Below are 23,886 nucleotides of genomic sequence, written 5' to 3' on the forward strand. Positions count from 1 at the left end.
TTTATACCGCTACATTATATTCACGAAGTGCATCATTCAATGATGTTTTCTTATTCGTGGATTCCTTTCGTTTCCCAATGATTAGGGCACAGGGAACCTGGTATTCACCTGCAGGGAATTTTTTGGTATAACTTCCAGGGATCACTACAGATCTTGCCGGAACATAACCTTTAAATTCTTTTGGTTCATCGCCGGTTACATCGATGATCTTGGTGGATGCTGTGAGCACTACATTAGCACCGAGTACCGCCTCTTTCTCTACACGAATTCCTTCCACCACAATGCTTCGGGATCCAAGAAATGCATTGTCTTCGATAATCACCGGTGCAGCCTGAAGTGGTTCCAGAACTCCGCCAATACCAACACCACCACTTAAATGAACATTTTTACCAATTTGAGCACAGCTTCCAACGGTCGCCCAGGTATCAACCATGGTTCCTTCATCCACGTAGGATCCAATATTTACGTAACTAGGCATTAGGATAACGCCAGATGAGATATAAGCTCCATGTCTTGCGACAGCGTTTGGAACCACTCTAATTCCTTTTTCCTTATATCCTTTTTTGAGTGGCATTTTATCATGATATTCAAAAATACCGGCTTCAAGGGTTTCCATTTGCTGGATTGGGAAATAAAGTACGACAGCTTTTTTCACCCATTCATTCACCTGCCAGCCATCTGTTACCGGTTCAGCTGTTCTAAGTTCTCCCTTGTCCAGTAGGTCGATCACCTTACGGATAGCATCTGTAGTTTCAGTATCTTTTAGAAGGTCACGGTTTTCCCATGCCTTTTCAATTGTAGCTTTCAACTGGTCCATTTTCTATTTTTTTTCAAATATAACAGCTATCAGTCAATATTTATGGACAAACCAATATAAACCTTACCTTTGCTTAAATTTTGAAGATGGGCAGAATTTTAGCGCTTGATTATGGGACTAAACGAACGGGAGTCGCCGTTACAGATGAATTGAAAATGATCGCATCTGGTCTTAAAACGGTAGAAACCTCAGAGCTGCTTAATTTTCTAAAAACCTATTTCCAGGAAGAGAATGTTGAGAGAGTTCTGGTTGGTGAACCAAAGCGTATGAACGATATGCATTCTGAAAGTGAAGTGCATATACAGGAGTTCCTGAAGAAATTTGCTGAAAGTTTTCCGGAAATGCCTCTTGAGCGGGTTGACGAACGATTTACCAGTAAGATGGCGGTGCAAACCATGATCGATAGCGGATTGAAAAAGAAGAAGCGAAGAGACAAAGCGCTTGTAGACGAAATTAGCGCCACGATCATCCTGCAAACCTGGCTTTATAAATAAAACAATGACGGTTTTACGCGAGTGAAGTCGAAAAATATATAGAATGATATTACCAATTGTAGCTTACGGAGATCCCGTTCTAAAGAAAAAAGCTAAGGATATTGATAAGGATTATCCAAAGCTGGATACTCTAATCGATAACATGTGGGACACCATGTATAACGCTTATGGTGTTGGACTTGCGGCTCCGCAGGTGGGGCTGCCAGTTCGCATATTTATGATCGATCCTGCTCCTTTTGCTGAGGATGATGACCTGAGTGATGCGGAGAAAGAAGAACTTAAAGATCTACGAAAAGTTTTTATCAACCCCGTGATTACTGAAGAAAGCGGAGAAGAATGGGCGTTTAGCGAAGGCTGCCTGAGTATTCCAGATGTGCGCGAGGATGTTTTTCGTCAACCAGATATTACCATTGAGTATTTTGATGAAAACTGGGAAAAGCATACTGAAACCTATAGCGGACTTGCAGCCAGGGTCATTCAGCACGAGTATGATCATATTGAAGGCGTGTTGTTTACAGATAAGCTTTCAAGTTTAAAGAAAAGATTGATTAAGAGTAAATTAGGCAATATCTCTAAGGGGAAGATCAACGTAGATTACAAAATGCGTTTTCCGAATGCGAAAAAAGCCCGCTAAAGACTTTGATAATTAAGTCTGGGACTTGATATTTGCCAACCTAAATTTAAAAAGACTATGGGATTAGATAAAATTCTTGCTATTTCGGGAAAACCGGGACTTTATGAGCTTACCGCGCAAACCAGAGGAGGCTTTGTTGCTAAATCTATGTTAGACGGAAAAAAGATCGCCGTAAACATGCGTCACAATGTAAGTATTCTAAGCGAGATCGCAATCTATACCTACACAGAAGAGATTCCGTTAGGTGAGGTTTTTCAGAAGATAAGTGAAAAGGAAAATGGTGAAAAGACCATCAGCCACAAAGTCTCTAAAAATGAACTGGAAGCCTTCTTTTCTGAAATTCTTCCAGATTATGATGAAGATCGCGTATACGCCAGTGATATGAAAAAGATCATCCAGTGGTATAATCTTTTAGTGGAAAACGGAATAACCAGCTTTACGAAAGAAAATAAAGCTGAAAAGAATACAGACGAAGAGGAATAATTTTTTCTGAGTCAAAAAAAGGGCTGAAATCATCGATCTCAGCCCTTTTTTTGTCCCAAAAACTTCTGAAGTTTTAGTTCCCAGATATTTCAGTCTAGAACTTCAAACCAAAAATAAAAGCGCTATCTCGCTGACCGTTAAAATCTGAAATTACGTAGTCCAGTCTTAAGAAATGGTATTTTCCGAAGCCTATGTTATCGAGGCCTACGGAATATTCAGAATAAGGAGCCCGGTTATCTGTCGTCAATCTATGAGCGCCGAGGATAAGGTTGTAATTCAACTTATTGAGAAGTGGTATTTTGCCCAGGAACCAGCCCTGGAAATCGTGTTCCGCATGAAATTCAGCATAATTCTCATTGGTGCTGAAGTTATAGTAAGGCATCAGGTTAAAAGCTCCCACATAACTCCCAAAGCCAATCCGCGTCTGGTTTGCATTGAAATGCTGGTAATCTACGAGGCTAATGCCTTCTGCATTGCTAAACAGTCCGCCCCGGGCCAGGTACTCAAAAGTTCCTTTATTGCCAATTTTCACACTTTGTGCTACCCTGGCTTTAAACTGGTGGTAATTGAACTTCTGGTCGCTTGCGCCAAATCCGCTTTCCCATGATATATTCAACCTGGGAAATTTGTTCTCATAAACATTATATCTGCCATTAGGATAGCTCATATATTTCTGACCAAAGCGTATTCCAAAATCCAGTCTTGATTTAAGGAGATGATGATCTTCGAATAAACTCGTTCCAAAATTATCTGGTTGCAAGGGATTGTTGGAAGTGTATTCCCGATCTTCCCAATCTATGATCACGTGGTCTGTGGAATTTGTAAGCGCCGATCGATCTTCCCAGCCCAGTTCGCCAAAAATTCTTAAACCAGGAAACAGATCCCTGCTGTATGCCGCCCTGGCAAAGCTTCTCTCGAATAGCTTCATATAATTTCTTTCGAAGAATATGGTCGTAATACTATTCAAAAGGAGAGATATTGGTTCGTTCTCGTTGATTTGCGCGCTTTCCACACCTCCGGAAAGTCTCAGAAAATCCTTGCTGTAATTATTGAACCTTTTTTCAAAGCCTCCATTTAGTCGCAATCTGTCTTCACTAAGCCCATAATCGATATCTGAAAAAACTCTCCAGTAATTTTCCTGATCTTCGCCGGTACGCTGCGTGTAATTCACTGTAATATCGGTATTCCAGCCCTGCACCGTATTAAAACCGATTCCAGAAACCGGAGCGCTGATACTAAAAGACCTGTTCTTCCAGCTATTTCTATAGCTATAACCAAAAAGTACATCGGTAATACCAAACTGGTTTCTCTCAGTATCTACAGAATCCTGGTATTTTTTGGTACTTCGAACTTCCTGGATGCTGTCTTTCCTGACATAGTCATTAATTTCTTCGGAAGTAAGAGGTACAGGACGTACTTTTTCCCAGAATACTGAATCCTTTTCATTCGCATTCTGCGCATAGCTTAAGATCTCTTTTCCGAAGCTGTTCTTAGAGAAACCCGGATTAAAGTCATAATCGCTGTAAACTGCTGTAAATCTACCATTCCCTCCAAAACCGAAGATCTTAAAACTAAAATCAACGCTTTGAGAAATTTGTATGAACAGTTTGTTTTCTTCAGAATATTTGAAATTCTGTTTAAAAACTATTTCTTCGATAGGTGCAACCTGTATGGCGGTACCGGTTGTGGTGAGATCAACCCCGTAAATTTGCCACAGATCTTCAACGATATAGACAAAACCCGAAAATACACGGTCCTGTTTACGCTTTGGAGTAACCTCGATCTTATTGATAAGATTACCACGATCATCGAAAAAAGTACCGGCCAGTTTGTAACCATAATAGTTAAATCCATAATCTGCCAGCGGAGAAACCATTTCGCTGTTTAAATTGATGGTATTGTCGTAAAAGGAATAATAGGCCTCCTGTGCAGAATTGAGACTAAAACCATTATCATCGCCAGAAACCTTTGATGCTATAATATTTTCCTTGAAGTTATCTGGTTTCTGGAAAGCGATCTTGGAAATGGTTTCACTTAAATAAACGATCCCGCTTCGTGTGGAATCGAGTCCGCCAACCAGATCCCCGATTTCCTGGCCCATGATTTTCTCAGGCGCATTTTCAATTCTCCATAACCCCCGGGAATAAAAATCGGCCGTAAAACTTTCCAGTCGGTTCGAATTCTGTTTCCGGTTTTCGATCGCCAGTCGCATGATCCTGTTTGCAGGATTCTCATCATTTTGTATAGTTACCTCATCCAGGCTGGTGCTTTCTGAGCTTAGCTGAACTTTCAGTTCGTAGGGAAACCCGGTGATATTAATCTTCTTCTTGAGAGTCTTAAAGCCCAGGTACTGGAATACGATCACGTACTCTCCAGTCTCCTTCAGTTTAAGTTCATACAGTCCTTCATCGTTGGAAGTAGTACCATAATTGCCAGATTCGGTATAGATATTTACATAGGGAAGTGGTTCATTTTCTTCCGAAGAAATTTTACCGGTAATTTGGGCAGACAGGCTGGAAAATGCCAGAAACAGGCAGAATCCAAGTAAATTTTTTAGCATGAGGTAGTTTTCAGATGCTAAATAAACGCAAAAAGTCGCAGTAAATTACCTGTAGTCCTTCTGAATTCGATCCAGGCGTCTTTTGTTGTCACGATCTTTAATGGTATCACGCTTGTCATAAAGCTTTTTACCTTTGGCCAGGGCAATCTGTATTTTGGCTAATCCACGATCGTTGATGAACATTTTTAGAGGTATGATAGTCAACCCCGAATTGGTCACTTCTTTTTCCAGTTTTCGCAACTCTCTCTTTTGCAATAAAAGTTTACGTTCACTTTTTGGGTTATGGTTAAAGTGGCTGGCGTGAGAATATTCCTCTACATGCATATTGATCACGAATAGCTCGTGATTGTTGAATTCACAGAAACTTTCAGCAATGCTCGCCTTTCCTTCACGAATGGCCTTGATCTCTGTACCCGCGAGTTTGATGCCAGCGGTATACTTGTCAAGAAATTCATAATTGAACTTCGCTTTTCGATTCTTGATATTTACAGAATTCTTCATAGGTCACAAAAATACAAGCTTTCAGCTAAAAACATCCTAAAGCAATTTTAAATTTAGCGGGGAAGAAGCTTGTCAAAGTTTATTATTTTTGCGAGCTTAAAATTCTACTATGAAACGTTTGCTTACAGCTATCATGTCTTTACTTCTAATTGGCTGTGCACAGAAAGAAGATACCCTAACCGCAGATGAGATCATTCAGAACGCGATCGAAAGAGCTGGTGGTGAATTATATGAAATGGCAGAGATCGACTATACTTTTAGGGATAGAGCCTATAAAAGTTATAGAAATGGCGGTAGATTTAGCTACACACGAATCATGACCGATTCTTTAGGGAATAGAATAAAAGATGTGCTGGATAACGATGGCCTTACCCGAAAGGTAAATGATTCCAATGTGGCCATCCAGGATTCTTTGGTGCTGCCCATTGGAAATTCTATTAACTCGGTCAACTATTTTGTGCATTTACCGTACGGACTTATGGCTGATGCCGCCAACCGGGAATTAGTAGGAAAAGATACCATCGCCGGTAGGGAATATTATGAAATCAAGGTAACGTTTTCTGAAAATGGAGGAGGTACAGATCATGAGGATGAATACCTGTACTGGATCGATACTCAGAATTTTGAAGTAGACTACCTGGCCTATAATTTCGAGGTTAATGATGGCGGAGTAAGATTTCGAAAAGCCTTTAACCACCGGGTAATTAAGGGAATCAGCTTTGTGGATTACGAGAATTATGAATATAAGGACAAGGAAGTTCAGTTAACCAAACTGGATAGTCTTTACCAGGAGCGGGAACTGGATCTTCTCTCTATCATAGAAACAAAAAATGTTCGCGTTAAACTGGATAGTATCAATTGATATAAAGCACCTGATCCATAATTTTACCGGGAAGCACCTGTACAATAAAAAGTGCACCGTTTTGCTTATCGTCAATATCTGCATACTTCTTCTCGCCAAGAATTGCATTTACGAATTGCGGGGTCGTATTGCTATGTCCAACAACCAGAACGGTTTTTCCGGCAGTTCGTTTCTTAAACTGCTTGTCAAAACCATTTCCCGCCTCATAATTCTCAATAGAAAGGCCTTTTTCGCGGGCAACTGGAGCAGCCGTTTGCAAAGTGCGTTTATAGTTTGTGCTTAAAACCATGTCCAGAGGTACTTCTTTCAAAACTTCAGCCCAGTTTTGTGCTCTTTTTAAGCCTGCTGCGGTAAGGTCTGGATCTTTTTCAGATTGATCGCTGCGATCCTTTTCAGCGTGTCTTATGAAGTAATATGTAGTTGGTTTCTGAACGGTATTATTTTGAATATTTTCTTCGGAAGAGATTCCAAAAAGAAGAATGAATGGTAACAGTACTTTGAATATCGACATCGTTGAAATTTTTAGGTTCGAAATTTACTCTGAAATATTGATCTCCATGAGGATAAATTGATTTAACTGCCTCACGAATGAATTGAAATTATTGTCGGCAACCAGGATCAGGCTGCGGTTTCCATTTTCCAGTTCCGGTCCAAAGCACATTCCTTCAATATTATCCACGATTCCATCGGTAAGTTTATCATCAACAGATTTAAAATTGAAGATAAGTTTTTTAACTGCTTTTTTATAGTTGGCCTTTCGAAGCGATTTCTCGTTGAGTGTATTGGTCGCGTGGGTCGCATCTACATCAAATATCTTGACCGTGTTGCCGTGTGAACCGTAACCGGCGGAGTAGGAGCGTTCCATGACCAGAAAACGATCTTCAGCGTATTCCAGAATTTCGGTAATCCCATTAAGGGCGAAATAATTAATAGGGAGCTTGGCGATTCCATCGAGAGGATATGCAAACTGCGAAATTGCCTCACCGGTTTCAGTATCAAACCTGGTGATCCTGGTATGGGAACGCGAAGGGAAGATCTTTGGCCTGGAAGCATCTTTTTCCAGTGGCAATTCAGTCGCCACCCAAATGCCAGCATCGTCAATGCTTTTGGAGATACCTTCGAAAACTCCGTTATTTCGAGGTTTCTGATCACCTGTAGCTTTAAAAAATGCAGGGATGCTATAAGATCGTAGTATTTCACCCTGCTCATCTGCCACATAAATTCCAGGATCTTTCCTATCTGCGATCAAACCTTCGCTCACTATCGTAAACTGTTTAGATGCTGGATCAAAGCGCAGACCTTCCAGGTCTAATGTTGTATTCGAAAACTTGCCAGACCTGTTCATTCTTATAAGATTGGTAATCTCGATATTTTTGATCTCAGACCCATTTATCTCGATATTGGCTTCGTAAATTCTTGGGGCAGAAGCCTGGTCGCTCACCAGGTAGAATTTTCCATTAGCGTAATCAATTCCTGATAGTCCACCCACTTGAGTGTTTTGAAATTCAAAGTTCTCATCAAGAACGAATTCATCCAAATATTTTAGACTTACCTGGTCATTCTGTATCCTTGAAGTTACACCGCAACCACTAAGAATGATTATTAAAAAGAGAGAAAACAGTCGAAGTTTCATAGCAAATTTTGAAGAGATCAAAAATAACAAATCCTTAAGACAAAAATAGGACTTCCTTGGGATGCTAAGGCCTATGCTATAAATACATTTATGTATTAACCAAAATCAACAGTTATGAATGAGGATCAAAGAGAAGGAAAGTGGAAGCAGATCAAAGGACAGTTCAAACAGAAGTATGGTGATCTAACCGATGATGATACTACTTATGCTGAAGGAAAGTTTGATGAGATGTTAGGTCGCATGCAGGAAAAGACCGGAAAATCCAAGCAGGAATTGAAGAATGAAATTGATAAGTGGTAGATTGAATAGTTGAAGAAAAAAAGGCGGTAGAAATACCGCCTTTTTTGTTTATTCATTTTCTGAAAGTTCTTGCTGGTTTCTAAACACCAGTTCTTCATCAAATTCATCCAGTAGAATGATACTGTCTGTACTTACGTCTCCGGAAAGCATTTCCTTGGAGAGTTTGTTAAGCACCTCTCTCTGTACCACTCGTTTGACCGGACGCGCTCCAAACTGTGGGTCAAAACCTTTGTCTGCCAGATAATTTAGTGCCTCGTCGGTAGCATCCAAAACGATATGTTGTTTCGCTAGCATTTTCTTCACACCTTTCAATTGCAGGTTTACGATCTGCCTGATGTCCTTTCTGGTAAGCGGACTAAACATCACGATATCATCGATTCTGTTAAGGAATTCTGGTCTTACCGTTTGCTTAAGTAAACCTAGTACATCCACTTTCGCGGATTCCATGGCTGCATCCACATCCTTGATCGCTTCAAATCTCTCCTGAATGATCTGGCTTCCCATATTGGAAGTCATCACAATAATGGTGTTCTTGAAATCTGCAACACGACCTTTATTATCTGTAAGTCTTCCTTCATCAAGAACCTGAAGTAGAATATTGAAAGTGTCTGGATGGGCTTTTTCGATTTCATCGAGCAGGACTACAGAATAAGGTTTTCTTCGTACTGCCTCGGTAAGTTGTCCACCTTCATCATATCCTACATACCCCGGAGGTGCACCTACTAATCTACTAACCGAATGTCTTTCCTGGTATTCGCTCATATCTATCCTGGTCATCGCAGCTTCATCGTCAAACAGATACTCTGCCAGAGCCTTGGCCAGCTCTGTTTTACCAACACCGGTGGTTCCCAGGAACAGGAATGATCCAATAGGCCTGTTTTGATCCTGAAGTCCGGCTCGACTACGCCTTACCGCGTCACTTACGGCGATGATGGCCTCATCCTGTCCAACTACACGCTTGTGAAGATCATCTTCCAGTCTAAGTAATTTTTCTCTATCGCTTTGTAGCATTTTGGTCACAGGAATTCCCGTCCATTTTGCAACAACTTCAGCGATATCCTCATTGGTAACTTCTTCCTGAATTAAAGATTTTTCATTCTGGTTCTCAGCAACATCATGCTGGAGTTTCTCAAGTTTCTCCTGAGCCTCCTTGATCTTTCCATAACGAATCTCGGCAACTTTACCATAATCACCATCGCGTTCAGCTTTTTCAGCCTCAAGCCTGAAGTTTTCTATGTCAGACTTCAGACTTTGAATATTGTCCACGACATCTTTTTCACTCATCCAACGGGCATGAAGATCATTTCTTTCTTCCTTAAGGTTTGCAAGATCTGCTCTTAAAGTTTTAAGCTTTACCTCATCTTTTTCTCGTTTGATGGCCTCGATCTCTATCTCCAGCTGCATGATCTTTCTGTCCAGTACGTCAAGTTCTTCTGGCTTCGAATTGATCTCCATGCGCAACTTGGAAGCTGCTTCGTCCATCAGGTCAATGGCCTTATCTGGTAGAAACCTGTTCGTGATATAACGTTGAGATAGTTCCACTGCAGCAATGATCGCTTCGTCTTTGATTCTTACTTTGTGGTGGGTTTCATATTTTTCCTTGATCCCACGCAAAATGGAAATGGCACTTTCAATGTCTGGCTCTTCAACGTATACCTTTTGAAATCTTCGTTCCAGCGCTTTGTCTTTCTCGAAGTATTTCTGGTATTCATCGAGAGTAGTTGCACCAATGGCTCTTAACTCACCTCTAGCAAGAGCTGGTTTTAAAATGTTTGCAGCATCCATAGCGCCCTGTCCACCACCGGCACCAACCAGTGTATGAATTTCATCAATAAACAGTACAATATTACCGTCGCTGGAAGTGACTTCCTTGATAACAGCCTTCAATCGCTCTTCAAACTCTCCTTTGTACTTGGCGCCTGCGATAAGTGCTCCCATATCCAAAGAATAGATCAACTTGTCTTTTAGGTTCTCAGGTACGTCACCATCAACGATACGATGGGCAAGCCCTTCGGCAATAGCTGTTTTACCCGTTCCTGGTTCTCCAACGAGCATTGGATTGTTTTTAGTTCTTCGGGAAAGGATCTGTAAAATTCTACGAATTTCCTCATCTCGTCCAATTACTGGATCCAGTTTACCTTCCTCTGCAAACTTGTTGAGGTTCCTGGCGTATTTATCCAGTGAATTATAAGTTTCTTCAGCACTTTGTGAAGTGACCTTGTCGCCTTGTCTTAGTTCAGCGATGGCAGCTTTCAAACCTTTCTCGGTTGCTCCCTGGTCTTTCAGCATTTGAGCAACTTTACTGGAAGATTTAAAGATGGCAAGTATAAGATGTTCAATGGACACGTATTCGTCTTTCATCTTCTTCGCAATGCTGGAAGCTTCATTAACTGTTTTTCCTGCATCCCTGGAGAGCATGATATCTCCACCGCTTACCTTCGGAAAGCTTTCCAGGCTTTTATCCAGGATCTGCCCGAACAGAGAGACATTGATATTAAGTTTTTTCAATAAAAAAGGCGTTACATTTTCATCGACCATTGTGATCGCTTTAAAAATGTGTTCGTTTTCTATTTGCTGGTGGTCCATTTCCTGAGCAAGCTGTTGCGCCTGCTGGATAGCCTCTTGTGATTTTATAGTGAAATTATTAAAGTTCATTTTGATTGTTTTTTCCAGGTAAGTCAATGAATATACCAAAGCAAAAAACCGACATTAAGGCAGTTTTAATTGAAGCATTAGCGACAAAAAGGCAGTTTCTCGTCTTTAAAATTAACCTCATTTTGATTCGATTACATGTATATAGATATATTTTTGTAAAAAAGACAATATGGGATTATTCGATAAAGTATTTGGTGGAGATAAAGATACTTCTAATAAGAAAGATAAAGTTGTGCCCTGGATTCCTTTTACTGAAATTTCTCAGCTAATTGAGCTAGAAGGTTTATCGGAATCTAAAACTGTAGCTGTGTTTAAGCATTCTACTACCTGTGGTATAAGCAGAATGGTATTGAGAAACTTTGAAGCGGAATATGAAGAGCAATTGGATGATACAGTAGCTTTGTATTTTCTGGATTTAAAAACACACCGGGATATTTCCAATGGAATCGCAGAAAAATTTTCTGTCAGGCATGAGAGTCCGCAGCTGGTGGTATTGAAGAATAGGGAGGTAGTGCATCACTCTTCTCACCAGGACATTTCAGCAGATAATTTAAAAGCGCTTTAATAAATAGCATTTATCCTCAAATTAAAAAAGCCCGAAGATTTCTCTTCGGGCTTTATATTTAATAAAAACTAATCTTATTTTTTCTTCGGTTCGTAAACCGGCAACAGTTTGGTTCGAACCTCACCAAAACCAATTCTGGATGTTTCATTCTGGCAGAATCCTCGCATGATCACAGTATCATGATCTTCAATGAATTTACGTTCTGATCCATCTTTTAGTTTGATAGGTTTACTACCACTCCAGGAAAGTTCCAGCATTGAGCCGAATGAGTCTTCAGAAGCTCCTGAAATTGTTCCGGAAGCCATCATATCTCCAGAATTTACCGGGCATCCATTCACTGTATGATGCGCCAGTTGCTGACTCATATTCCAGTAAAGATATTTGAAGTTGGATTTAGAAAGTGTATTTTCCTCACCACCTTCAGGTTGCAGGGAAACTTCCAGATTAATATCGAAGCTCTTCTCTCCTGAGTATTTCAAGTATGGTAATAATTCTTTTTCAGGCTCCGGGCTAGCCGTTCTAAACGGTTCCAAAGCATCCATTGTGACAATCCATGGCGAAATTGAAGATGCAAAGTTCTTTGCCAAAAACGGTCCTAGTGGGACATATTCCCATTTCTGGATATCTCTTGCGCTCCAGTCATTGAAAAGAACCATTCCAAATATATAATCTTCAGCTTCATCAACCGGGATTGGTTCGCCCAGGTGATTTGCATCTGTAGTAATAAAAGCCATCTCCAGTTCAAAATCCACACGCTGGGAAGGACCAAAAACAGGTTCATCACTATCAGCTGGTTTTGTTTGTCCCTGAGGTCTGTGTACAGGAATTTCCGAAGGAATAATAGAAGAACTTCTTCCATGATATCCTACAGGAATATGCAACCAGTTTGGAAGCAATGCGTTGTCTGGATCACGAAACATGGTACCTATATTAGTAGCATGCTCTTTGGAGCTGTAAAAATCGGTATAATCGCCAACCTGTACAGGCATCTGCATTTCAATTTCGTCCAGTGTAAAAAGTACCGTGTTTCTATGGTCCTGGTTGTCTTTCAGCTTCGTATTCTTTGCATCGAAAATATCAGCAATTCGGTTTCTAACCAGTCTCCAGGTTTTTTTCCCGTCAGAAATAAAGTCATTAAGGGTATCCTGTAAGAATATATCGTCTGTCAACGGTATACCTTCAAAATATCCCAATTGGTGTAGGGCACCAAGGTCTATAGCGTAATCACCAATTCTGGTTCCAATGGTGATAATGTCATCACGTGTAAGGAACACTCCAAACGGAATATTTTGTATAGGGAAATCGGTATCGCCAGGAATATCCAACCAGGTTTTTCTATTTGGATCATTAGCGGTAATTGACATAAAAAATGTTGGTTTTTTGTTAAAATCTAGTTGTCTCAAATATATTATTTTCCTGTAATTAACCGAATGTATTTCTTACTTTTACCGAATATTTAACTTAAAAATTTGTGATGCAAAAAGACACCCAGATATTTGATTTAATTGCGCAGGAAAAGGATCGCCAGTTGAATGGTTTGGAACTAATTGCGAGTGAAAATTTTGTGAGTGATGCCGTGCTGGAAGCAGCAGGTTCTGTACTTACAAATAAGTATGCTGAAGGCTATCCGGGAAAGAGATATTATGGTGGCTGTGAGATCGTAGATCAGGTAGAGCAACTTGCTATCGACAGATTAAAAGAATTGTTCAATGCTGAATATGCCAATGTGCAACCTCATTCTGGTTCACAGGCAAATACAGCAGTGTTTCATGCCTGTTTGAAACCCGGAGATAAATTTCTTGGTTTTGATCTTTCACATGGTGGGCATCTAACGCATGGTTCTCCAGTGAATTTTTCCGGGAAATTATATGATCCGGTATTTTACGGGGTTGACAAGGAGACTGGCCTGATCGATTATGACGCAGTCGCTGAGATCGCGAAAAAGGAGAAGCCAAAGATGATCATAGCAGGAGCATCTGCATACAGTCGTGAAATTGATTATAAAAGGTTCAGGGAAATAGCAGATAGCGTTGATGCGATATTGCTTGCAGACATTGCGCACCCGGCAGGTTTAATCGCCAAAGGTCTAATCTCAGATCCTATAGAGCACTGTCACATTGTTACTTCAACGACCCATAAAACCCTTCGTGGACCTCGTGGAGGAATCATTATGATGGGCAAGGATTTTGATAATCCTTTTGGAGAAAAGCTTAAAAACGGTAATCTGAAAAAAATGTCGGCTTTATTGAATTCGGGAATTTTTCCAGGCAACCAGGGAGGGCCATTAGAACATATTATTGCCGCTAAAGCAGTTGCCTTTGGAGAAGCCTTAACAGATGAATTTCTGCATTATACCGTTCAGGTAAAGAAAAATGCTAAGAAACTTGCCCAGGCATTCGTAGACAAGGATTACCAGGTAATTTCTGGAGGAACAGATAATCATATGATGCTAATCGACCTTCGCAACAAGGGGGTGAGTGGAAAAGAAGCTGAGGAAGCGCTTGGTAAGGCAGATATTACTGTGAATAAGAATATGGTGCCTTTTGATGATAAGTCACCGTTTGTAACTTCGGGAATTCGAATTGGAACTCCGGCAGTCACCACGCGAGGTCTTTTAGAGCAGGATATGCTTGAGATCGTTGAGTTGATCGACAGGGTTATTTCCAACATCGACAATGATGAGGAATTAGCTAAAGTGAAAAGCGAAGTGAACGGCATGATGAAAGATCTTCCGCTTTTTAAAATGTAAGATTTTTATAAACTTAAAAAATAAAGCCATTCGAAAGAATGGCTTTTTTAGTTTACAGTAAATATATCGCGATACACATGAGTAGCACGATGATCGCCGGTATATTTTTACTTAAAGGATCGCTTATCTTCAAATGCATGACAATAGCACCAAGCATCATGACCGCCAGACCTATTGCTGCAGGGTCTACCAGGTATTCCAGCCAGATTCCTGCTAACAATGCAACTGCTAGGGCTACTTTGATAAAGCCTACGATATATACCATCACCTCGGGTAAACCGTAAGCCTGAAATTCCTCTTTCATATTTCCGGCATCCCCACCTCTGTAACTGGTTTTGCTATTAAAACGAAGTAGCCAGACATTGAGAATTCCCAGTCCAACGATCACCTGTAGTATAATCTTTACGATCTCCATAATATTATTTTTCAGCAATATAGAGATGTTTATGTGCAAACAGAAAAGATTAAACAAAGTTTAAGAAGGAATGATCTTAATTGATAAGAAAATTAACCTTTTTTCAGGATTTATTGGAAAATTTGCTTTAGCTCTTCAGAAATGCGCTGAGGTTTCTTTGTTTTCTGATCTAGCAGGCACCAGGTGGTTTTCGCTTTCGCCAGCAGTTTTCCGGAAATTTTATTTTTGATGACCACTTCCCGAACTGATGTAACATGTGTCGTATCAATAATCCTTGTTTCCAGCAGTATTTCCTCCTTGAGAAGAGCTTCCATTTTGTAATCGATCTCGTGCCGTACTACAACCCATGCCACACCTTTCTTCTGATCTTCGGTAGCTCTGGATTCCCAGTGCTCCTGCGCGACATCCTGAATCCACTGCACATAACGCACATTGTTGACATGTTCCTGATCGTCTAAATCATCTTCGGAAACAGTAATGTGTTTTTGGTATACTTCAGAAGTAACAGCCATTATTTCTCCACAATTTTGACTTCGAACATGGTGTCCCATTTCTTGCCGGTTACATAAAGTTTTCCAGTCGCAGCATGATAGGCGATCCCATTGAGTACATCATTATTTGGATCCAGAGAATCTTTATTGCCCAGTTTATCCTGAAGTCCTTTAAAATTTATGATTCCTTCAATCGCTCCATTTTCGGGGTTGATCATCGCGACACTAGGAAATTGATAGGTATTTGCATAGATAAGCCCGTCTACCCATTCAAGTTCATTAAATTTTGATTTAATGGCCGTGTTGGTAGTTGGCTGGATAAAACTTTTTTCGGCGAGGGTTTCGGGATCGAGGATCCAGATCTTTTCAGAGCCATCACTTTTGTAGATCTTTTCCCCGTTATTACAAAGTCCCCATCCTTCTTTACTGGAATTGTAGGCAAATGTGCCTTGCCTTTCGAAGGTGTTTGGATCATAGATAAATCCCTGACCTTCCTGCCAGGTTAATAGCAACAACCTATCATCTAATATGGTGATTCCTTCAGCGAAATATTCATCTTCCAGGCTTATCTCTTTGTAGACTTCACCAGTTTCTAATTCGGTTTTACGCAATTTTGATTTCCCGTATTGTCCAACGCTTTCGTATAAGGTGTCGTTATGAAATTCCAATCCCTGTGTATAGGCATCGGTTTGATGCGGGTACGTGTTTACGATCTCATAAGTATAAACCTTGGGTGCCCTGGCGCTCATGATTTTTAGTGATTTCTGGAGAGTGTCCCGGGTCGAGTCATAATACACCACGGCCGTAAGATTCTGGTTTCCCAGCAAAACCAAACTTAGATCTACTTCCAGCTCTGAGGTTTTTCCAGAGGCCAGACGCTTATCACCTATAAAATAGGCCACAGAATCATATTTCTTGTTTTCCTTACTGGATATACTGGCTTTCAGAACTTCGTTCTGGCTGAATTGTTTCTTCTTTTCTGTAATATTCAGAGAAAAATCAGATTTTTTATTTCCATTATTGCTTCCGCAGGAAAAAATAAATATGCTTAAAATAAAGAGTAACAGGAAGTTAATTTTTTTCATGTCTAAATAGGCTTGAATGCTGAGCTAAATTAACCAATTCAGGATAAAAAAAGCTTGCGAAAACTTACAAAGATTGTATATTTGCACCGGCAAGTCCCACACAACCAGCTCCTGCTGAATCCCCCAGGGCGGGAACGCAGCAAGGGTAGGCGGTCGTAGCGGTGTGATGTGGGTCGCTTGCCATTTTTTGTTTCTACAAATTCCTAAAATTTATTGCATATTTGTGCGGTATGAAAAAGGGAGATTCTTCAGAAAAGATCGTACTTATCACCGGCGCTTCCTCAGGAATTGGTAAGTCTATTGCAAATTATCTTAGTCGGTACAATTTTAAAGTTTATGGTACTTCACGTTCACCTCAACAAGCTGCAGGTGAAAAATTCACATTTTTACAGTTAGATGTAACTAGGGAAGACACCATTAAACTGGCTGTTGAAGATATTATCGCCAGGGAAGGAAGGCTGGATATTTTAATCAACAATGCAGGGGTGGGCATTACCGGTCCTTTGGAAGAAACTCCGGAAGAAGAGATCAGGAAGGCTTTCGAGACCAATTATTATGGTCCGCTTCGTATGATCAAAAACGTACTTCCATATATGCGTGATCGCCAGTCTGGCCTCATCATAAATGTAACCAGCATCGCCGGTTATATGGGTTTACCTTATCGGGGAATTTATTCTGCAACCAAAGGCGCTCTGGAGATCACGGCCGAGGCGTATCGCATGGAAATTGCGCAATTTGGAATTCGCATGACCAATGTCGCACCCGGAGATTTCGCGACCAATATTGCTTCTGGAAGATACCATGCTCCGGTATTGCCGAATTCGCCTTATAAAAAAGTATATGGTGATACTCTCCAACTCATGAATGAACACGTTAGTGCCGGGCAGGATCCAGAACTAATGGCAAAAGCAATTTTGAAAATCATTCATTCTCCAGAACCAAAAGTTCATTATCGGGTTGGTGAAATGCTGCAGAAAGTTTCTATCAAACTTAAGGCCTTACTTCCAGACAAAATGTATGAGAAGATGCTTATGAAGCATTATAAATTGTAATTTTGAAAAGCTTTTAAAGTTAAACAACACAATTAATTCTATATAACTATGAAATTTTTTATTGATACAGCAAATCTGGATCAAATCAAAGAAGCACAGGCTCTGGGTGTACTGGATGGAGTAACGACCAATCCTTCACTTATGGCTAAAGAAGGTATCACCGGGAAGGACAATATCATAGATCATTACAAAAAGATCTGTGAGCTTGTGGATGGCGATGTGAGTGCCGAAGTAATTTCAACCGATCTTGATGGAATGATCAGGGAAGGGGAGGAGTTGGCAAAACTTCACGACCAGATCGTAGTAAAGATCCCAATGATCAAAGAGGGCGTAAAAGCTCTGAAATATTTTAGCGACCAGGGTATCAAAACTAATTGTACTCTTGTGTTTTCGGCTGGACAGGCACTATTGGCGGCTAAAGCGGGAGCAACATATGTCTCTCCATTTATTGGCAGACTTGATGATATTTCTACAGATGGTTTAAATCTTATCGCAGAAATCAGACTTATTTACGATAATTATGGATTCGAAACTCAGATACTCGCAGCTTCTGTAAGACATACCATGCATGTGCTGGAATGTGCGAAGATTGGTGCAGATGTAATGACAGGACCTATTTCTTCCATCGAAGGATTGCTTAAGCATCCACTTACAGATATTGGACTGGAAAAATTCCTGGCAGATTACAAAAAGGGGAATCAATAAGATTTTATTAAATAGTATACAAGGCTGCCGAAAGGTGGCCTTTTTTATTGAGCAATAAATTTCTCGAGTTCTTCTTCAAAATCGGTATTCCCGAACTGGATATCGCCTTTTACAATGATGGCATCATTATTCACGAAGAATAGTTTATTCAAATACCTGCGATAAGAGTCTCTGCTAATCTTTCGGCGGGCTATCTGGTATTCAAAAGATTTATCGTACCCAAAGGTTTCCAGAGTTCTAAGCCATTCTTCCCGGTCGTTTATGTCTACATTCACGCCTATAAAGTCTACCTGGGGATATTTTTTTCTTAAGGTTTTGATGATGTTATGCTGCCAGCGATGATGTGCCGGAGCATACAGTGACCAGGCGTAAGTTACCGTAGGTCTTTTGATGATTTCACCGTAGGTCATTTCCTGTCCAGCCGTATTCATTGCCCATAGATCTGCAAGTGACTGACCGTTCAAATACACTTTCTGAATTCGAGCCAGTTCCTGGGCGTCTTTAAGATGAGTATATTCAATATTTTTGAGTAATCGCAATAGAGAATCGATTCTGCTGGCTTTTTCAGCATTTACGATCGCCTGGGTGGCCAGTCGGTCCAGAAACTCATTCTTCAGTGATTCAATATTAGAAAGTGAATCGATCAGGATAATTCTTCTTTCAATGTTCTTATAGGAATTGATGTTATAGCAATCCTTATGCTCATTATGAGTTTTCGTGCAGTATTCTATCGCTTTGGATCTTAAGTAATCATCAATAAAGTTCGTGTACACGTAGTAATCCTGTAGTTCACGATTATTAAAATCTATCTCATTTCGATAATTGTTGAAGTCTTTTGGAAACTGGTCTATAAAGTCCTTACGGTATTTATTGATCAAAAAAGTATAACGTTCCCGAAGGTCAAAATATTCATAGTCGATACTTGCCCTGGCGATCTCCATAAATTCTTCGGAAAATTCTCTGTCCTCAGAAAGTATATTCAGTTTATCGATTCTCTGCTGCCTGATAGAGTCGGTAATACGGGCGAATTCTGAAGGTGCAATTTTATAATACGTAAGAATGAGCTCATTGTTCAGCTCATTTTTCAAAAACATATCCAGCAGGAAGTTGCTCTTTTCAGAACCACTACCGCTAAAATTTAAGGATTCATCGAAAGAAAGTGTATTGAGGTAAATGAGAACGCTGTCACCGGGCTCCATGTACATGATCTGACTTTCCGGAGGATGGTTAAAGGTATAAATTCCAGCTTCCAGTTTTTGATAATTCTTCCCGAACTGATTTTTGGCATCCAGAAACAAAGTATCAATGATCTCATTTTCTTTCGAGATCACTACAAAGTCAGTTTCCGGATTATTGATCTGACCGCCGAGATAGATGGTATCATTCTCTTTGGAGTCGCCTGTGCATCCACTGATTATAAGAGCGTAACAAAGTGAAAGAAAATAACAGTATTTCATTCTGGGTATTGGTATGAAGCTTTTCGGTCGCTCCATTTTTTAACAAATATATTCTGTGCACTAGCGGAGCCGTGTTAAGTGTGCGTTAAAACGCATTTTTCAAACGTTAATCTTTCTTAGTAAGCTTGATAATAGCTACTTTTGCAAAAAATTAATTTTTATAGTTTATGCTTTCAGTATCAAACCTTTCTGTACAGTTTGGAAAAAGAGTTTTGTTTGACGAGGTGAATACTACTTTCACCCAGGGAAACTGTTACGGGATCATTGGTGCCAACGGTGCCGGTAAATCTACTTTCCTAAAGATATTATCTGGTAAATCTGAACCTACTTCAGGTCACGTTCATCTGGAGCCAGGAAAGAGAATGTCTGTTCTGGAGCAGGATCACAATGTATATGATGATTACCCGGTTCTGGAAACGGTTATGCGTGGTAATAAACCGCTTTTCGCCGTGAAGACCGAAATGGACGCTTTATATGCAGATTATTCTGATGAAAATGCAGACAGAATTGGCGAATTGCAGGTTTCTTTTGAAGAAATGGATGGATGGAACGCTGAAAGTAATGCGGCTTCCATGTTATCAAACCTGGGGATCAAGACAGATATGCATTATGCTCAAATGAAGGATCTTGATGGTACACAAAAGGTACGCGTGCTATTAGCACAGGCGCTTTTTGGAAGTCCGGATGTTTTGATCATGGATGAGCCTACCAACGACCTGGATTATGAAACGATCACCTGGCTGGAAAATTTTCTCGCCAACTATGATAATACAGTAATCGTGGTTTCTCACGACCGTCACTTCCTGGATTCGGTATGTACGCACATCTCTGATATTGACTTCGGAAAAATCAATCATTTTTCTGGAAACTATACCTTCTGGTACGAGTCTTCCCAGCTTGCTGCAAGACAAAGAGCACAACAGAATAAAAAATCTGAAGAAAAGAAGAAGGAACTTCAGGAGTTTATCCAGCGATTTTCAGCCAATGTCGCAAAAAGTAAGCAGGCGACTTCCAGAAAGAAAATGATCGACAAGCTAAATATTGATGAGATCAAACCATCTAGTAGAAGATATCCTGCGATCATTTTCGAAAGAGAGCGTGAGGCCGGAGATCAGATACTTAATATTGAAGGTTTAGAGGCTAGTCTTGAAGGAGAAACTCTTTTTAAGAATATCAATATTAACCTTGCCAAAGGAGATAAAGTAGTAGTCTATTCTAAAGATTCCAGAGCTACCACCGCATTTTATGAGATCATTAATGGGAAGCAGGACGCAGTATCAGGGAAATTCCAGTGGGGTGTAACCACTTCACAAAGCTACTTGCCGGCAGATAATTCTGAATATTTTGAGTCTGATCTAACATTGGTAGACTGGTTGAGACAATGGGTAAAAACCGAAGAAGAACGTGAAGAGGTGTACATACGTGGATTCCTTGGTAAAATGCTTTTCAGTGGAGAAGAGGCACTAAAAACCTGTAAGGTTCTTTCCGGAGGGGAAAAGGTGAGATGTATGTTGAGCAGAATGATGATGATAAGAGCAAATGTTCTTATGCTTGATGAGCCAACGAACCACCTTGACCTTGAATCCATTACTGCTTTTAACAATTCATTAAAAAACTTCAAGGGAACTGTGTTGTTCACAACGCATGATCATGAGTTCGCCCAGACTGTGGCAAATCGAGTGATCGAGCTTACACCAGGTGGAGTGATTGACAGATACCTGAGCTTTGATGAATATATGAGCGATAAAAACATCAAGGAACAACGAGAAAAAATGTATGCAGCGAAAGGCTGATAAAAATTGAATAATAAGAAAAAAAGCCTGAAGACATTCTTCAGGCTTTTTTGTTCAGGCTAATTCAAATTTAAAACATACCGCCACCGTCATTATCCTTATCACGGTCCTTACGTTGCAGACTACGGTTCTTAGCGCCTCCAAACCTATAAGAAAATCCAAGGTAGACCGTTTGCGTTTCGCCTTTAAAACGTCCTACCTGATCAAATGGTCTTCCGGCAAGGATGTTGAATTCCTGGGTGTCGAATACATCATTGAAGTTCAGGCTTAACGTAGCGCGATTGTCGGCAAGAAAGCTATACCGCGCCCCAAGATTCATGAAATACATATGGTCCACATCGTATTGCAGGGATTTCATCCTGCTTCGGTAAAAGCCAAAGGCAGAAAAGGAAAGAGCTTCACTAGCCTTGAAATTATGACTGGTTCGTATAGTAAAGGCTGTATTGTCGATTTCCCTAAATTCAGTGCCTACGAGTCCGCTAAAAGTTTGTCCGTATAGTTCAAAACCAGAATTGGTGCTCCACCATTTAGTGAACTTATAGTTACTGGAGAGTTCCAGACCATACATGTCTGCATCTCCGGAATTTTGAAAGGTAAGAAACAGCGAACCAGGTTCATTATCCAGTTCAGTGAAGATCTGGTTAATTTCTTCTACCGTTCTTCTAAAGAAAATTCCTGCGCTAAGACTACCTTTACGTTCAAATTTGCGAGTATAATTTAATTCGAAAGAGTTGGTAAATTGTGGATCGAGCTCAGGATTCCCGGCAACGATAAGTCTTGGAGACGATACTTCCCGAATTGGATTGATCTGGCTAAATCCAGGTCTGTCCACTCTTCTGCTGTAACTAAGATTATAGGAATTCCTCTCATCTGGAGTGTAATTTAAAAAACCAGTAGGGTAGACGGTAAGATAATCATCTTCATAAACACGTTCTCCCTGGAAATCTGCCGTAACCTGGTAACTTTCCAGTCTGACTCCCAGCTGGTAGCTCCACTTTTCAAAATTCTGTCCGAACGTCGAATATAAACTCAGGATATCACGATCATAGATATAGTCGGCATTTGTAAACTGAGGGTTGGTGGTATTGTAGTCATTTTCAGTTTTTAATAATCTGGCTTCTGCACCAAGTTCCAGGCTTGAATTGTCGTTTATGGGATTGGTATAGTCAATATTGGAGATGAAATTTCTGCGGTTTTCAAAAACCCTGTCGGTATAAGGAACTAACTGAAGATCATTTTCAGCGAACTCGATCTCTGCATTTTCATCCCCCGAATAGTCGTTGTAATCTGCTTCGAGCTGGATGTTATGACCATCTTTTTCAAATTTGTGATCGTACAGGAAGTTATAACTGGCATTCGTATTGTCATAATTCACATCCAGAAACTGCTGAAAATTTCTCTCTGCATTATTAAAATCGGTAAAAGTCAGAGCGCCTAGTGGTCCGCCATCATATATGTTCTGGTTGGTATAAATGCTGAATGTGTTATTGTCGTCCAGGTAAAAGTCAACACCAATTTTGTATAAATAGGAATTATTTCGGTTGTCGACTTCAAATTCCTGAAGACTTTCAGATTCGGGAAGAAAGATCGTGCCGCCATTTTCGCGATCTCCGAAATTACTTCCCAGATTTCCGAAGAAATTGAATTTACCTTTACGATAATTCATATCCAACGACCCATTGAAACGCAGGTTTTCACCATAGGTAAGCCCGGTATTCAAGTTGCCATTAAGACCATCATTGGCGTTCTTGTGCAGTACAATATTAATAATACCACTCATACCTTCAGGATTATATTTAGCCGAAGGATTGGTGATAAGCTCGATGCTTTTAATGGAGGTCGATGGAATTTGCTTCAAGAGTTGTGCAGGATCCATGTTGGTAGGTTTGCCATCTACCAGGATACGCACATTAGAATTTCCGCGAAGGGAAATATTTCCATCCTGGTCTACATTTACAGATGGGATGTTCACCATTATTTCTGAAGCACTTGCGCCGGTAGTCATAAGATCCTTGCCTATATTGATGACCTTGCGATCCACGCGCTGTTCAATAGTAGTCCTTTCAGCCACCACGAGAGTTTCATCGAGCATCGCCACGTCAGGTTCCAGGTATAGGATTCCAAGGTCAATATTCGTTCTTTTTTTCTCTATGTTTATTTCTCTGCGGAAGGTCTTGTAGCCTATGAACTGAACTTTCAATTCATAATTCCCAGACTTCAGATTTTCCACGATAAAGCTGCCATCCTCAGCTGAAGTAATACCGGTGACAAGTTCACCTTCAGAATTATTGATGATGATGGTGGCATAGGGAATTGCTTCTTTAAGTTCAGCATCCAGGATCGTTCCTGAAATATTCCCGCTGGGATCGGTGTTAGCGGTTAAAATTGAAAAGTAGCTTACGAATAACCATAGCAATAACTGTTTCATTTTTTGATTGATTAGATGATTAATAATACATATTACCTTGCAATACATAATAGATGACACCATGTTCTGCAAAATGTGATGATTCTACCTATAAGACGACCGGGAAATCCAATTGTTACAGAATTCGATAAAATAACCCGCGCTCCTCTATAAAGAAGAACGCAGGTTCGTGATATCATGTTCATTAACACTAACCATCAAAATTAA

At 40.3% G+C, this 23,886-nt stretch carries 22 protein-coding genes and 1 other RNA gene; 11 read left to right on the top strand and 12 right to left on the bottom strand.

Annotated elements, in window-relative coordinates; all coding sequences use genetic code 11:
* Position 1 precedes the first annotated feature (1 nt).
* On the bottom strand, positions 2-817 hold the full coding sequence (locus tag G529_RS0110605) for a 2,3,4,5-tetrahydropyridine-2,6-dicarboxylate N-succinyltransferase (RefSeq protein WP_026915502.1): 816 nt from the start codon (positions 815-817) through the stop codon (positions 2-4).
* 86 nt (positions 818-903) lie between these two features.
* Between G529_RS0110605 and ruvX the strand changes: the two genes are divergently transcribed.
* The 3 genes from ruvX to G529_RS0110620 are packed head-to-tail and all read left to right on the top strand — an operon-like array spanning position 904 to position 2,428.
* A complete protein-coding gene (gene ruvX / locus G529_RS0110610) occupies positions 904-1,311 on the top strand; it encodes a Holliday junction resolvase RuvX (RefSeq protein ID WP_026915503.1) in 408 nt (135 codons plus the stop codon).
* Between the two features lie 43 nt (positions 1,312-1,354).
* On the top strand, positions 1,355-1,945 hold the full coding sequence (gene def, locus G529_RS0110615) for a peptide deformylase (protein WP_026915504.1): 591 nt from the start codon (positions 1,355-1,357) through the stop codon (positions 1,943-1,945).
* A gap of 57 nt (positions 1,946-2,002) precedes the next feature.
* Positions 2,003-2,428, top strand: a complete 426-nt coding sequence (locus G529_RS0110620) for a DUF5606 family protein (RefSeq protein WP_026915505.1) — start codon at positions 2,003-2,005, stop codon at positions 2,426-2,428.
* A 94-nt stretch (positions 2,429-2,522) separates the two neighbouring features.
* On the opposite strand, the gene G529_RS0110625 is transcribed toward G529_RS0110620, so the two are convergent.
* The gene (locus G529_RS0110625) at positions 2,523-4,988 is read right to left on the bottom strand and encodes a DUF5686 and carboxypeptidase regulatory-like domain-containing protein (protein WP_026915506.1); all 2,466 of its coding nucleotides are present in this window, start codon (positions 4,986-4,988) and stop codon (positions 2,523-2,525) included.
* Between the two features lie 45 nt (positions 4,989-5,033).
* Positions 5,034-5,489, bottom strand: coding sequence for an SsrA-binding protein SmpB (smpB, locus tag G529_RS0110630; protein ID WP_026915507.1), 456 nt, complete (start codon positions 5,487-5,489; stop codon positions 5,034-5,036).
* Positions 5,490-5,598: 109 nt separating this feature from the next.
* Between smpB and G529_RS0110635 the strand changes: the two genes are divergently transcribed.
* Positions 5,599-6,351, top strand: a complete 753-nt coding sequence (locus tag G529_RS0110635; protein WP_026915508.1) for a DUF6503 family protein — start codon at positions 5,599-5,601, stop codon at positions 6,349-6,351.
* Here G529_RS0110635 and G529_RS0110640 read toward each other — a convergent pair.
* Entirely contained in the window at positions 6,344-6,862 is a 519-nt protein-coding gene (locus G529_RS0110640; RefSeq protein ID WP_026915509.1) for a SixA phosphatase family protein, read from the bottom strand. The genes G529_RS0110635 and G529_RS0110640 overlap by 8 nt on opposite strands.
* A 24-nt stretch (positions 6,863-6,886) precedes the next feature.
* Positions 6,887-7,984 (bottom strand): esterase-like activity of phytase family protein, encoded by a 1,098-nt coding sequence (locus tag G529_RS0110645; RefSeq protein ID WP_035695920.1) that lies wholly within the window; start codon positions 7,982-7,984, stop codon positions 6,887-6,889.
* A 114-nt stretch (positions 7,985-8,098) separates the two neighbouring features.
* Between G529_RS0110645 and G529_RS0110650 the strand changes: the two genes are divergently transcribed.
* Positions 8,099-8,284 (top strand): CsbD family protein, encoded by a 186-nt coding sequence (locus G529_RS0110650; protein WP_026915511.1) that lies wholly within the window; start codon positions 8,099-8,101, stop codon positions 8,282-8,284.
* A 48-nt stretch (positions 8,285-8,332) separates the two neighbouring features.
* Here G529_RS0110650 and clpB read toward each other — a convergent pair whose 3' ends face one another.
* Positions 8,333-10,939 (bottom strand): ATP-dependent chaperone ClpB, encoded by a 2,607-nt coding sequence (clpB, locus tag G529_RS0110655; RefSeq protein ID WP_026915512.1) that lies wholly within the window; start codon positions 10,937-10,939, stop codon positions 8,333-8,335.
* A 169-nt stretch (positions 10,940-11,108) separates the two neighbouring features.
* Between clpB and ytxJ the strand changes: the two genes are divergently transcribed.
* Positions 11,109-11,504, top strand: coding sequence for a bacillithiol system redox-active protein YtxJ (gene ytxJ / locus G529_RS0110660; protein ID WP_026915513.1), 396 nt, complete (start codon positions 11,109-11,111; stop codon positions 11,502-11,504).
* Between the two features lie 74 nt (positions 11,505-11,578).
* On the opposite strand, the gene fahA is transcribed toward ytxJ, so the two are convergent.
* Positions 11,579-12,868 (bottom strand): fumarylacetoacetase, encoded by a 1,290-nt coding sequence (fahA, locus tag G529_RS0110665; protein WP_026915514.1) that lies wholly within the window; start codon positions 12,866-12,868, stop codon positions 11,579-11,581.
* Positions 12,869-12,978: 110 nt separating this feature from the next.
* Between fahA and glyA the strand changes: the two genes are divergently transcribed.
* A complete protein-coding gene (glyA, locus tag G529_RS0110670; RefSeq protein WP_026915515.1) occupies positions 12,979-14,253 on the top strand; it encodes a serine hydroxymethyltransferase in 1,275 nt (424 codons plus the stop codon).
* A gap of 52 nt (positions 14,254-14,305) precedes the next feature.
* On the opposite strand, the gene G529_RS0110675 is transcribed toward glyA, so the two are convergent.
* The 3 genes from G529_RS0110675 to G529_RS0110685 form a co-directional block, all read right to left on the bottom strand.
* Entirely contained in the window at positions 14,306-14,668 is a 363-nt protein-coding gene (locus G529_RS0110675) for a DoxX family protein (protein ID WP_026915516.1), read from the bottom strand.
* A gap of 110 nt (positions 14,669-14,778) precedes the next feature.
* Complete coding sequence (locus G529_RS0110680; RefSeq protein WP_026915517.1) at positions 14,779-15,180, bottom strand: acyl-CoA thioesterase; 402 nt, start codon at positions 15,178-15,180, stop codon at positions 14,779-14,781.
* Positions 15,180-16,244, bottom strand: coding sequence for a glutaminyl-peptide cyclotransferase (locus G529_RS0110685; RefSeq protein WP_026915518.1), 1,065 nt, complete (start codon positions 16,242-16,244; stop codon positions 15,180-15,182). Before G529_RS0110685 ends, G529_RS0110680 begins: the two co-directional genes overlap by 1 nt.
* Positions 16,245-16,331: 87 nt before the next feature.
* Here G529_RS0110685 and ffs point away from each other — a divergent pair.
* From ffs to fsa, 3 genes are all read left to right on the top strand, one after another.
* An RNA gene (gene ffs / locus G529_RS16420) (signal recognition particle sRNA small type) lies at positions 16,332-16,430 on the top strand.
* 44 nt (positions 16,431-16,474) lie between these two features.
* Positions 16,475-17,296: an SDR family oxidoreductase gene (locus tag G529_RS0110690; RefSeq protein ID WP_026915519.1), complete on the top strand. Its 822-nt coding sequence runs from the start codon at positions 16,475-16,477 to the stop codon at positions 17,294-17,296.
* 48 nt (positions 17,297-17,344) lie between these two features.
* The gene (fsa, locus tag G529_RS0110695; RefSeq protein ID WP_026915520.1) at positions 17,345-18,001 is read left to right on the top strand and encodes a fructose-6-phosphate aldolase; all 657 of its coding nucleotides are present in this window, start codon (positions 17,345-17,347) and stop codon (positions 17,999-18,001) included.
* A gap of 44 nt (positions 18,002-18,045) precedes the next feature.
* Here fsa and G529_RS0110700 read toward each other — a convergent pair whose 3' ends face one another.
* Entirely contained in the window at positions 18,046-19,458 is a 1,413-nt protein-coding gene (locus tag G529_RS0110700; protein ID WP_026915521.1) for a hypothetical protein, read from the bottom strand.
* Positions 19,459-19,625: 167 nt separating this feature from the next.
* Between G529_RS0110700 and G529_RS0110705 the strand changes: the two genes are divergently transcribed.
* Positions 19,626-21,251, top strand: a complete 1,626-nt coding sequence (locus tag G529_RS0110705; RefSeq protein WP_026915522.1) for an ABC-F family ATP-binding cassette domain-containing protein — start codon at positions 19,626-19,628, stop codon at positions 21,249-21,251.
* 70 nt (positions 21,252-21,321) lie between these two features.
* Here the strand turns inward: G529_RS0110705 and G529_RS0110710 are convergent, their stop codons facing one another.
* Positions 21,322-23,679, bottom strand: a complete 2,358-nt coding sequence (locus tag G529_RS0110710; RefSeq protein ID WP_026915523.1) for a TonB-dependent receptor — start codon at positions 23,677-23,679, stop codon at positions 21,322-21,324.
* Positions 23,680-23,886: the final 207 nt, after the last annotated feature.

It is taken from the genome of Christiangramia portivictoriae DSM 23547 (assembly GCF_000423045.1).
GTDB classification, from domain to species: domain Bacteria; phylum Bacteroidota; class Bacteroidia; order Flavobacteriales; family Flavobacteriaceae; genus Christiangramia; species Christiangramia portivictoriae.

Bases quoted from the DNA above. Each gene is read 5' to 3' on its own strand.
- G529_RS0110650 (WP_026915511.1), top strand. From the start codon at position 8,099: ATGAATGAGGATCAAAGAGAAGGAAAGTGGAAGCAGATCAAAGGACAG.
- fahA (WP_026915514.1), bottom strand. From the start codon at position 12,868: ATGTCAATTACCGCTAATGATCCAAATAGAAAAACCTGGTTGGATATT.
- G529_RS0110640 (WP_026915509.1), bottom strand. From the start codon at position 6,862: ATGTCGATATTCAAAGTACTGTTACCATTCATTCTTCTTTTTGGAATC.
- G529_RS0110700 (WP_026915521.1), bottom strand. From the start codon at position 19,458: ATGAAATACTGTTATTTTCTTTCACTTTGTTACGCTCTTATAATCAGT.
- G529_RS0110680 (WP_026915517.1), bottom strand. From the start codon at position 15,180: ATGGCTGTTACTTCTGAAGTATACCAAAAACACATTACTGTTTCCGAA.
- clpB (WP_026915512.1), bottom strand. From the start codon at position 10,939: ATGAACTTTAATAATTTCACTATAAAATCACAAGAGGCTATCCAGCAG.
- ytxJ (WP_026915513.1), top strand. From the start codon at position 11,109: ATGGGATTATTCGATAAAGTATTTGGTGGAGATAAAGATACTTCTAAT.
- G529_RS0110690 (WP_026915519.1), top strand. From the start codon at position 16,475: ATGAAAAAGGGAGATTCTTCAGAAAAGATCGTACTTATCACCGGCGCT.
- G529_RS0110705 (WP_026915522.1), top strand. From the start codon at position 19,626: ATGCTTTCAGTATCAAACCTTTCTGTACAGTTTGGAAAAAGAGTTTTG.
- G529_RS0110625 (WP_026915506.1), bottom strand. From the start codon at position 4,988: ATGCTAAAAAATTTACTTGGATTCTGCCTGTTTCTGGCATTTTCCAGC.
- smpB (WP_026915507.1), bottom strand. From the start codon at position 5,489: ATGAAGAATTCTGTAAATATCAAGAATCGAAAAGCGAAGTTCAATTAT.
- G529_RS0110635 (WP_026915508.1), top strand. From the start codon at position 5,599: ATGAAACGTTTGCTTACAGCTATCATGTCTTTACTTCTAATTGGCTGT.
- G529_RS0110675 (WP_026915516.1), bottom strand. From the start codon at position 14,668: ATGGAGATCGTAAAGATTATACTACAGGTGATCGTTGGACTGGGAATT.
- ruvX (WP_026915503.1), top strand. From the start codon at position 904: ATGGGCAGAATTTTAGCGCTTGATTATGGGACTAAACGAACGGGAGTC.
- def (WP_026915504.1), top strand. From the start codon at position 1,355: ATGATATTACCAATTGTAGCTTACGGAGATCCCGTTCTAAAGAAAAAA.
- fsa (WP_026915520.1), top strand. From the start codon at position 17,345: ATGAAATTTTTTATTGATACAGCAAATCTGGATCAAATCAAAGAAGCA.
- G529_RS0110645 (WP_035695920.1), bottom strand. From the start codon at position 7,984: ATGAAACTTCGACTGTTTTCTCTCTTTTTAATAATCATTCTTAGTGGT.
- G529_RS0110685 (WP_026915518.1), bottom strand. From the start codon at position 16,244: ATGAAAAAAATTAACTTCCTGTTACTCTTTATTTTAAGCATATTTATT.
- G529_RS0110605 (WP_026915502.1), bottom strand. From the start codon at position 817: ATGGACCAGTTGAAAGCTACAATTGAAAAGGCATGGGAAAACCGTGAC.
- glyA (WP_026915515.1), top strand. From the start codon at position 12,979: ATGCAAAAAGACACCCAGATATTTGATTTAATTGCGCAGGAAAAGGAT.
- G529_RS0110620 (WP_026915505.1), top strand. From the start codon at position 2,003: ATGGGATTAGATAAAATTCTTGCTATTTCGGGAAAACCGGGACTTTAT.
- G529_RS0110710 (WP_026915523.1), bottom strand. From the start codon at position 23,679: ATGAAACAGTTATTGCTATGGTTATTCGTAAGCTACTTTTCAATTTTA.